We start from the raw sequence: 9441 nt of genomic DNA, 5'->3' as shown, positions 1-9441 counted from the left end.
TCCAGCCGGCCGTCGGGCAAAATATCCACCTCTACTCCGGCAAGGACGGTAAAATTACTTAATTCTTCATTTAGCCTGGCGATCTCTTCTTTCTGGGCCAAAAGTTGCTCTGGAGTTAATCCCCGGGCTACAGCTAAAGACCGGGAATGTTCGGTAATGGCCAGGTATTTGTAACCCCGGGCCCGGGCCGCCTCTACCATCTCCCTTATAGTATGGAGGCCATCGCTATACCGGGTGTGACAGTGCAGGTCGCCCTTGATTTCTTCTAAAGTAATGAGACGGGGAAGGCGTCCTTCTTGGGCTGCCTTAACCTCCCCCTTGCCCTCCCGCAGTTCAGGTACAATGAAGGGCAAGCTTAAGCGGTTATAGAGTTCATCTTCTGAGCTAAAGGACGGGCGAGCCTCCTCCAGGCTTGAAGGAACGCCAATCTCATCCAAAGGGAATCCCATCTCGCTAGCATAAGCTCTAAGTTCTTCCCGGTGAGCGGCCGAACCTGTAAGGTACCACCAGGCGGTTACAAATCTTTCGGACGAAACCACAAATATTTCCACCTTAACCCCCGCCCAGGTACGCAAGGAAAGGTGGGTTTCATCCTTCTCTATTACTTCCTTTACCTGCGGATGGTGTTCTATTACTTCTAAAGCTGCTTGTCCCCCACTTGTAGATGCCCCTATCAAGATATCTACATCTCCCACCATGGGGCAACCCCGGCGTACACTCCCCGCCATTTCCACCCGCTCTACCCCTGGTAGGGACCTAAGTTGGCGGCAGAACAGCTCGGCCAGCGGCCAGGCTACTCCCAAAGGTACTTTGTCCCGGCTCTCTTTAAGCATATCTATCCCGCGTAAGATGGCTAGTTCCGTTTTACTGCCCAACCCGGGGAGGGCTCGAATCTTGCGCTCCCTGGCCGCTTGTTCCAGCTCTTCTAATGTAGTTATTTTAAGGTGCTGGTAGATAGTGCGGATGGATTTCGCTCCTAATCCCGGGATGGATAACATATCCCGCAAACCCGGCGGAATTTCTTCACGCAATCTTTCTAAAAAAGTAGAACGCCCCGTCTCCAAAAGTTCTGCAATTTTTTTAGCTAAATTTTTACCCACCCCAGGGATCTTTTCTAGTTCCCCGCGGGCGTAAAGCTTTGCAGCCTCTTCCTCGAGAGTCTCTAAAGCCCTAGCTGCCCTGCGATAAGCCCTTACTTTAAAGGGCTCTTCCCCTTTTATCTCCAGTAAATCCCCCATCTCCTCCAGAGCCCACGAAAGCTCAAGGTTAGTCAAGCTCTTCTTTCCTCCTGGATCAGTTTAATAAGTGTCTCGTAGTCCTGCTGGATCTTATTAAGCTCATCTGCAATATTGAGTGCCGCGAGTACTGCCACTTTTACCGGAGGGTAATGGGGGCACCTTTCGCTAATCTGGCGCATTTTTCTGTCCACATAAGCGGCCAGGGCTTGCAGGTACTCTGGAGGTTCGGCACCCTTAAGGATGTATTCCTGATCAAAAATGGTAACGGGGATACGGTTGACCCCTTCTTCTTTAACCTTAGCTTCTGCCAAAACGGCCACCTCACTTTAGAGGCCAAAATAAATTTACTCCTGCCTGAGTGCTGCCCCTAGGCGCCGGCCTAGCTCCTTCTCGATGTGGTGTATAATACTGTTTACTTCTGCGTCTGTAAGGGTGCGGTCCTCACGCTGGAAGCTCAAAGTAAAAGCCAGGCTCTTTTTACCTTCCCCTACCTGCTGCCCCCGGTAAAGGTCGAAAAGCCGGCATTCCTTAAGAAAGGGACCCGCTGCATCTATAATAACTTCCCGTACACTCTCTGCCAGTACTTCTTCAGGCACCACCACTGCAAGATCTCTATCCACGGCCGGGAACTTGGGAAGCGGCTGATACCCGGGTATCCCATCGGTCAGATTCATCAAAATTTCCCAATCTAGCTCGAAAACATAAGCCCGGGTAGGTAGCTCAAAGGCACTTAACACATCTGGATGTAACTCACCAGCAAATCCCACTGGCTCCATGTTTATCCCCAAAATCTCCGCGCTCCGCCCTGGATGAAGGAAAGGATAAGCTGCGGTAGGTTCCCACTGAACCTTAGATATACGGACCCTTTCTAGGATCCCCTCTACCACACCCTTAAGGTAATAAAAATCCATTTCCAGCGCCGGCCAGTTCCAACCCTTGTTTCTACTCCCCATTACAAGGCCGGCAAGCCGTAAAGGTTCCTGGGGTAACCCGTCTCCTTGAGGTAAGAAGACCCGCCCTATTTCAAAAATAGCCACCGGCATGACCTGGCGACTAGCGTTACGGGCTGCTACTTCTAGAAGCCCCGGTAAAAGGGTGGTTCTTAAAACGCTCTGCTCTTCCCTTAAGGGATTCTGGAGTACAACGGTTTTCCGCCACTTATGCTCAGGAGGAAGCTGCAGTAGGTCCCATATTTTAGGGCTTATAAAACTATAAGTTATCACCTGGGTCAGGCCGCAAGATATGGCGGCCTCCCGGGCGGCCTCCTCCCATTCTTGTCGCCGGGACTTTTTCTCTCCTGCTACCACTCCCGCGGGTATGCTCACCGGAATATGGTCATACCCGTGCAACCTGGCCACTTCTTCTACTAAATCGATCTCCTGGGTTAGATCACCGCGGTGAGAAGGCACCTCTACCTGCCAGGTATCAGGTCCCTCCGTTTTTATTTTAAGCTGGAGGCGTTGCAGTATCTCTTTAATTTCTTCCTGTGAAAGCTCCGTACCTAAGAAGTAGTTTACCTTTTCGGGGCGGAAGCGGATGGTGACCGGCTTTTTACGGGTCGCATAGCAGTCTACCTGGCCCCGGGCGATACTACCCCCGGCCAGCTTCTGCATTAGCTCCGCGGCCCGGTCGGCCGCTCTCGGCGCCCCTTCGATGTCAACCCCCCGCTCAAAGCGCAAGCTCGCCTCCGAACGCAAGCCAAGACGCCGCGAAGCCCTCCTAATGGACACCCCATCAAAGTGGGCGGATTCGATCAGAATATTTGCCGTTTGCCCTGTGACCTCCGTCTCCAGCCCGCCCATCACCCCTGCTATGGCTACGGCCCGTTCCTCATCGGCGATAACCAACAGGTTATCTTCTAAAACCCGTTCCTGGCCGTCCAGGGTTATTATCTTTTCTCCCTTTCGGGCCCGGCGCACGATGATCTTTTTGCCTTTAAGTAAATCGTAGTCAAAGGCGTGCAAGGGCTGGCCCAGCTCTAACATTACGTAATTAGTGATATCAACGATATTGTTGATGGGCCGCATGCCACACGCCCGTAACCTGGCTTGCATCCAGCTTGGAGAAGGCCCTATGCTAACATTTCTCACTATGCGGGCCACATAACGGCCGCACATTTGGGGAGCGTCTATATTTACGCTTACCAAGTCTCCTGCCGGAGGATCTACTTCACTAAATTCTATCCTCGGCTCCTTTACCCGAACGCCCGTAAGGGCACTTACCTCACGGGCTACCCCCAATATGCTCAAACAATCTGCCCGGTTAGTAGTAACCTCTAACTCAAGGACCACCTCATCCAGGCCTAACACTCTGGCTACGTCCTGCCCCGGCGAAGCATCCGGAGGCAAAGTCAAAATTCCCTCTCGATCTTCCGGAGACACAAGGCTTGCATCTAACCCCAGTTCCTGGGCAGAGCATAACATGCCCAAAGATTCCACTCCCCGGAAGATGGCACGGCGTATCTCCCGCCCCCCTGGGAGCCTGGCTCCTTCCAGAGCAACCGCCACCCGCTGGCCAACCCTCATATTAGGGGCTCCGGAGACCACCTGAAGGCACTTTTCACCCACATCCACCTGGCAAATCTTTAAGTGGTCCGCATGGGGGTGGTCTTCGATGGCTGTTATTATGCCTGCCACCACTCCGCTAAAACCCGGACTCAAGTTAATTATGTTTTCCACGGGAAGGCCGGCCATGGTAAGCTTTTGGGCTAATTCCTCGGGCGGAAGCTCTATCTCTACATACTCTTTCAGCCAACTATAAGGTACACGCAACTTCTGTTCCACCTCGCACGTATTTAAAACTGCTTTAAAAACCGCAAATCGTTCTCGAAAAATAACCGCAGATCATCTATACCATATTTTAGCATGGCCACCCTCTCTACCCCCAACCCGAAGGCAAATCCACTGACCTCCTCCGGGTTATACCCGGCCATCTCCAAAACCTTAGGATGTACAAGCCCGCTACCTAAAATCTCCAGCCACCCGCTCTGCTTACAAACCCGGCAGCCCTTCCCCCGACATATAACGCAGGAAATATCTACTTCGGCGCTGGGCTCTGTGAAAGGGAAATAGCTGGGGCGGAAACGTACATCCACATCGTGGCCAAACATCTGGCGCAAAAAAGCCATTAACGTTCCTTTTAGATCCCCAAAGGTAACTCTCTTGTCGACCACCAAACCTTCTACCTGGTGGAACATAGGTGAATGGGTGGCATCGTCATCCCGCCGGTAGACCTTCCCGGGAGCTATTATACGGATGGGAAGACGCGGCCTCATGGCTTCCATAACCCGGACCTGTACGGGAGAAGTGTGAGTGCGCAGAAGAATATTGGAGGTAATATAGAAGGAATCTTGCATATCCCGGGCCGGATGGTCCGGGGGCAAATTTAAAGCAGTAAAGTTATAGTAATCGGTCTCCACTTCTGGCCCCTCAGCTATGGCGAAGCCTAATCCGATAAAGATATTTTTAATTTCCTCTAAAACCAAATGGATAGGGTGGTAGTAGCCCCGGGGTAAAGGAAGTCCGGGTAAGGTGACATCCAGCTTCTCTTCCTTAAGGCGGCGTTCCTTTTCCTCCTGGACTAAGACTTCGCGGGTGCGCCTTAGGGCCTCTTCTAGCTCTTCCCTGATTTCATTGGCGAGCTGCCCGACCCGCGGGCGCTCTTCGGGAGGAAGCTTTCCCATTGAACGTAAAACTTGAGTGAGTTCCCCTTTTTTGCCTAAGTACTTTACCCTTAAACCTTCCCAGCCTGCCAAATCCCTGACCTGGCTAAGCTCGGCTAACGCCCTCTCTTTTAAGGACTTTAAAGCCTCTAAGGTTTCCAATTCTTTTTTCACCCCATAAAAAAAGCCCTCGCCCCCTTGGGACGAAGACTTATTTATTTTTTAGGTATACCCAAAACATATTACGAGATCATTACTGCAGGGCCAGCCTGCGGTAGATAATATAGGCCGCTATAGAGCCCGTCATCTCAAAAAGCCGCCAAAAAAACTCCGCAGGCAGGAACACAGTATCACAACCTTTCCCAAGGGTTGTGAACTACTTGTAAGCCAGCCTAAGATAGATTATAGCATAGGAACTATGCCTTGGCTAGCCCAAAATCACCTGCTCCTCGGGCAAGTGCACGTTGGCTTTGACGTGCCTGTGCCAGATAGCCATAGCCAAGCTTAAGGGGCCTACCCGTCCGGCAAACATAGTAAAGATTATGAGTACCCGAGCTAAAGGGGTAAGGGTAGGAGTAATACCTGTACTGAGCCCTACGGTACCGAAGGCCGAGGTCACCTCATATAATACTGGCAAGAGGCCTTTCCCTTCGGTCAACAAAAGTATAAAAGTTACTGTGTTGACCAGGGCAAAAGAAACGGCTACTATGCTCAAGGCCTTAAAAACCCTAAACCAACTTATCTGCCGTCCCCAACAATGCACTTCTGGCCTCCCCCGCACTACACTAGCCACAGCAAGGACTAACACCGCGAAGGTAACCGTTTTTATACCACCGCCAGTTCCTGCAGGCGAAGCCCCTATAAACATGAGAATCACGTGCAGGTACTGGGTAGCAGGCTCTAGCCCACCAATATCAAGGGTGTTGAACCCGGCAGTCCTGGGGGTTACAGCTTGGAAATAAGCCGCTAATACTTTAGCAGGTAGGCTTAGAGGCTTAAGAGTCCGCGGGTTATCCCATTCAATGGCCAAGATCAAGACAGTGCCGGCTACGATAAGAAAAACCGTAGTTAAAAGCGCTAGCTTGCTATGCAAGCTAAGGCGGGGCAGTTTCTTGGCCTTTAGTACATCCGTAATAACTGGAAACCCGATACCACCCAGAATCAACAGTGTCGCTACGGTCAGGCTAACTACGGGATCCCCTACGTAATGGATTAGACTTGTAAACGGCCCGAATTCCCTCCCTAAAACATCGAAGCCTGCGTTATTAAAGGCAGATACAGAATGGAACAAGCCATAATATAATCCTTTCCTCCAGCCGAAATCCAAGGAAAATCTAGCCGCCAAGATAAGGAAACCTAAACCCTCAATAACCGCTGTAATTAAGATAATCCTTCTAGCAAGGTCCACTACTCCCCCTAAGGTTTCCCTGTTTAAAGCCTCCTGGAGGAGCACCCTCTCCCGTAAAGAGATCCTCTTGCGCACTACCAAAGCCAGGAAGGTGGCCACGCTCATCCAGCCCAAACCACCTACTTGAATGAGCGCCAAAATAACCATCTGTCCGAAGGGTGACCAATAAGTCCCTGTATCCACCACCACAAGCCCGGTCACACATACGGCGGAAGTAGCCGTAAATAAAGCGGTTAAAAAGTCCGTCCAGGTCCCGGAAGCAGAAGAAACAGGAAGCATCAAAAGAAAGGTTCCGAAAAGAATCAATCCAGCAAAACCCATAACTATTACTTTCGTAGGGTTGGGGCGTAGCATAAGGCTTATGTTAACCTCCTAAGTACATGAACTATGGCGGCAGCGGGCAGCCTCATATAACAAAAGACCTGCCGCTACAGCCACATTCAGGGACTCTACAGGCCCCCAGAGGGGTATCTTAACCCGGGCATGGGCTCTAGCTAGGATTTCCGGGCTAGGGCCACGGTTTTCGTTTCCCACCACTATAGCTACACTTCCTCCATAATCACACTCGTGGTAGAAAATTTCACCGGCCACATGACCTACTATAATTTTTGACCGGCCCTCTAGCCTGGATATAACCTCTCCTGGCCCAAGCCCGGAAACTACGGGCAAGTAAAAAAGGGCACCCATGGATGCCCTTACAACCTTCTCATTATAAGGGTCTACAGTTCCGGTAGTCAAAAGCGCGCCTGTACATCCGGCAGCAACCGCTGTACGGAGCATAGTTCCTAAATTGCCGGGATCCTGTACACCATCCGCCACCAATAAAAAAACCTCCTGGCTAGCCAGCAGGCTCTCAATACTAATCTTACGCTGGCGGGCGATGGCTAAAATCCCCGGTGGCGTAACTGTGGCAGACACCCGGTTTAGCTCAGAAGTAGGTACCTCTATGCACCGGTAGCCAGCGCGGGCCAGCTGCTCTATCAGTTCGGCATGTTCTGGGGAACCAACAAACTCTCTATTGTATAATACTACCTCCAATTCGGCCTTCGCCTGCAAAGCCTCCGCGACCACATGCTCCCCTTCGACAAGATAAAGCCCGGTTTTTTCACGCCAGGAACGGCGCTTTAAGGACTGTGCGAGCCTTAAATATTTGTTGAGCGCTATTCTCTCTCCTCCAATCGTTCTAAAACTTTGGTAGGGCCGATAAGGACTAAAATATCGCCTTCCCTTACCACATCCTCCGCACCCGGAGCTACCACAATGTTATCCCCATGCTTGATAGCCACTACCATAATCCCGTGTTTCGCCCTCAGATTGAGCTGGCCCAAGGTTTTTCCCGCTAATCTACGGGAGGCGGCTATTTCCACAATGCTGTAATCAGGTGAAAGGTCTATGTGTTCTAACACGTTCCCCGCCGCTAAAGCCCGGGCCACCCGTACCCCCATATCCCGCTCCGGGAATACTATCTTGTCTGCCCCGATCTTTGCCAGAACCTTGGCGTGAAGGTCGTTTAGGGCTTTAGCTACTACGCACTTAACTCCCAACTCTTTTACCATTAAAGTAACAAGAATATTAGCCTCAACGTTTTCCCCGATGGCCACGATAGCTACGTCTACATTCCGGATACCGGCAGCTTTAAGGGCTTCCTCGTCCCGGGCATCAGCTTGTATAGCATGGGTCACTTCGTTCATTATAGCTTCCACTTTTTCTGCATCAGAGTCAATAGCCAGGACTTGGCAACCCATCCTGGCTAAAGCAGTGGCTACACTGGTACCAAAACGACCCAACCCAATGACGGCAAACTGTTTCATAAGCTTTAAACACCAGCTCCTAGGCTTTGTTTGGCCATCTCGACTAGCTGTTTAAAACCTGCCTCATCATGGACAGCCATATCGGCCAACATCTTCCGGTTTATTTCTACTCCTGCCTGCTTCAACCCGTTGATGAACCGGCTGTAGGTCAACCCGTTTTGTCTCGCCGCCGCATTTATACGGGCAATCCAGAGCTTCCTGAAATCCCCCTTCTTTTTACGCCGGTGGGCATAGGCATAGGCCAGGGATTTCATAACCTGCTGGTTGGCTATCCGGAAAAGCTTTGATTTGGCTCCGTAATATCCCTTAGCCAGCTTGAGTATTTTCTTATGACGGCGCCGTTTTGTGACTCCTCGTTTTACTCTAGCCATTTAACTCGTCTTCCCTCCTTATACCTATCGTTACCCCGGCTTCAAGCATAAGGTAGAAGCCTTGCGATGCGCCGGTGGTCCGCCCCCTTAAGTATAGCTGGCCTGCTCAGACGCCGCTTCCGCTTGGACGTCTTGTGCTCTAAAAGGTGGCTCTTCCCTGCCCGGGAGTGCTTAATTTTTCCCCTGGCCGTGACCCGAAAACGTTTGGCGGCCCCCCGGTGGGTTTTCATTTTAGGCACGTAAAATCCTCCCCTTAATCTAGTTTTTAGGTGCCAAGATCATAACCATGTTACGTCCCTCAAGCTTAGGCGGCCTTTCTACAGAGGCTTTCTCTGCTACCTCCTCAGCCAGGCGCCAGCAGAGCTTTTCGCCCAGCTCAGCGTGGGAAATCTCTCGTCCCCGGAACATAACCGTGACCTTAACTTTATCGCCATCTTCTAGAAAACGGAGGGTGTTGCGCGCCTTTACCTTAAAGTCATGCTCCTCAATGCCGGGCCGCAGTTTTATCTCTTTAATATCGACCGTGCGCTGCTTCTTTTTGGCTTCCCGCTCGCGCCTTTTTTGTTCATACTTATATTTCCCAAAATCCATAATACGGCAAACCGGCGGTCGAGCCTGCGGAGCTACTTCCACAAGATCTAACCCCTGCTCCTGGGCTATACGCAGCGCTTCTTTCAACGGCATTATACCAAGCTGCTGGCCGTCTGTGCCTACTAGGCGTACCTCCCGCGCCCGGATTTCTGTATTAACCCTCCAGTCCTTGCTTATCATCAGTCACCTCCTGTAGAAATTGCCGCCAAGCCAAAAAGAAAGCGGGGTTATCCACCCGCTTCGGATGGCTTTTCCTTCCGGCGGTAGTATAGCACAAGGCCCGAAGTACCGTCAATATGGTGATTTCCTGAGTTATCCCCACTTTTTAGCCTGCCACATCTAGAAGCTGAGCTGCTTGTCT

The 9441-nt window shown here is 51.3% G+C and carries 10 protein-coding genes; all 10 read right to left on the bottom strand.

The window, feature by feature from the left end; all coding sequences use genetic code 11:
• Positions 1–1274: helix-hairpin-helix domain-containing protein (locus L5656_RS09075; protein WP_297202116.1), on the bottom strand; the 1274-nt coding region annotated here is incomplete at its 3' end.
• Positions 1271–1558: a cell division protein ZapA gene (locus L5656_RS09070; RefSeq protein WP_428849305.1), complete on the bottom strand. Its 288-nt coding sequence runs from the start codon at positions 1556–1558 to the stop codon at positions 1271–1273. The genes L5656_RS09070 and L5656_RS09075, both read right to left, overlap by 4 nt.
• 24 nt (positions 1559–1582) lie before the next feature.
• Positions 1583–4009 carry a phenylalanine--tRNA ligase subunit beta gene (pheT, locus tag L5656_RS09065; RefSeq protein ID WP_297202110.1) on the bottom strand — a complete coding sequence of 809 codons (2427 nt, stop codon included), beginning with the start codon at positions 4007–4009 and terminating at the stop codon, positions 1583–1585.
• A 23-nt stretch (positions 4010–4032) separates the two neighbouring features.
• Positions 4033–5073, bottom strand: coding sequence for a phenylalanine--tRNA ligase subunit alpha (pheS, locus tag L5656_RS09060; RefSeq protein ID WP_297202108.1), 1041 nt, complete (start codon positions 5071–5073; stop codon positions 4033–4035).
• Positions 5074–5326: 253 nt separating this feature from the next.
• Positions 5327–6661, bottom strand: a complete 1335-nt coding sequence (locus L5656_RS09055; RefSeq protein ID WP_297202105.1) for a TrkH family potassium uptake protein — start codon at positions 6659–6661, stop codon at positions 5327–5329.
• Positions 6662–6679: 18 nt separating this feature from the next.
• On the bottom strand, positions 6680–7471 hold the full coding sequence (locus L5656_RS09050) for a TrmH family RNA methyltransferase (RefSeq protein WP_297202120.1): 792 nt from the start codon (positions 7469–7471) through the stop codon (positions 6680–6682).
• Entirely contained in the window at positions 7468–8118 is a 651-nt protein-coding gene (locus tag L5656_RS09045; protein ID WP_297202102.1) for a potassium channel family protein, read from the bottom strand. Before L5656_RS09045 ends, L5656_RS09050 begins: the two co-directional genes overlap by 4 nt.
• A gap of 5 nt (positions 8119–8123) precedes the next feature.
• On the bottom strand, positions 8124–8489 hold the full coding sequence (gene rplT, locus L5656_RS09040) for a 50S ribosomal protein L20 (protein WP_297202099.1): 366 nt from the start codon (positions 8487–8489) through the stop codon (positions 8124–8126).
• A gap of 41 nt (positions 8490–8530) precedes the next feature.
• Complete coding sequence (gene rpmI, locus L5656_RS09035; RefSeq protein WP_297202096.1) at positions 8531–8728, bottom strand: 50S ribosomal protein L35; 198 nt, start codon at positions 8726–8728, stop codon at positions 8531–8533.
• A 19-nt stretch (positions 8729–8747) separates the two neighbouring features.
• Positions 8748–9260, bottom strand: a complete 513-nt coding sequence (gene infC / locus L5656_RS09030) for a translation initiation factor IF-3 (protein WP_297202094.1) — start codon at positions 9258–9260, stop codon at positions 8748–8750.
• Between the last annotated feature and the right edge of the window lie 181 nt (positions 9261–9441).

The organism is Thermanaeromonas sp. (genome assembly GCF_021890735.1).
Taxonomy (GTDB): Bacteria; Bacillota; DSM-521; order Neomoorellales; family Neomoorellaceae; genus Thermanaeromonas.
This window is presented reverse-complemented; position numbering and strand designations above follow the sequence as displayed.

Bases quoted from the DNA above. Each gene is read 5' to 3' on its own strand.
- rplT (WP_297202099.1), bottom strand. From the start codon at position 8,489: ATGGCTAGAGTAAAACGAGGAGTCACAAAACGGCGCCGTCATAAGAAA.
- L5656_RS09055 (WP_297202105.1), bottom strand. From the start codon at position 6,661: ATGCTACGCCCCAACCCTACGAAAGTAATAGTTATGGGTTTTGCTGGA.
- L5656_RS09045 (WP_297202102.1), bottom strand. From the start codon at position 8,118: ATGAAACAGTTTGCCGTCATTGGGTTGGGTCGTTTTGGTACCAGTGTA.
- infC (WP_297202094.1), bottom strand. From the start codon at position 9,260: ATGATAAGCAAGGACTGGAGGGTTAATACAGAAATCCGGGCGCGGGAG.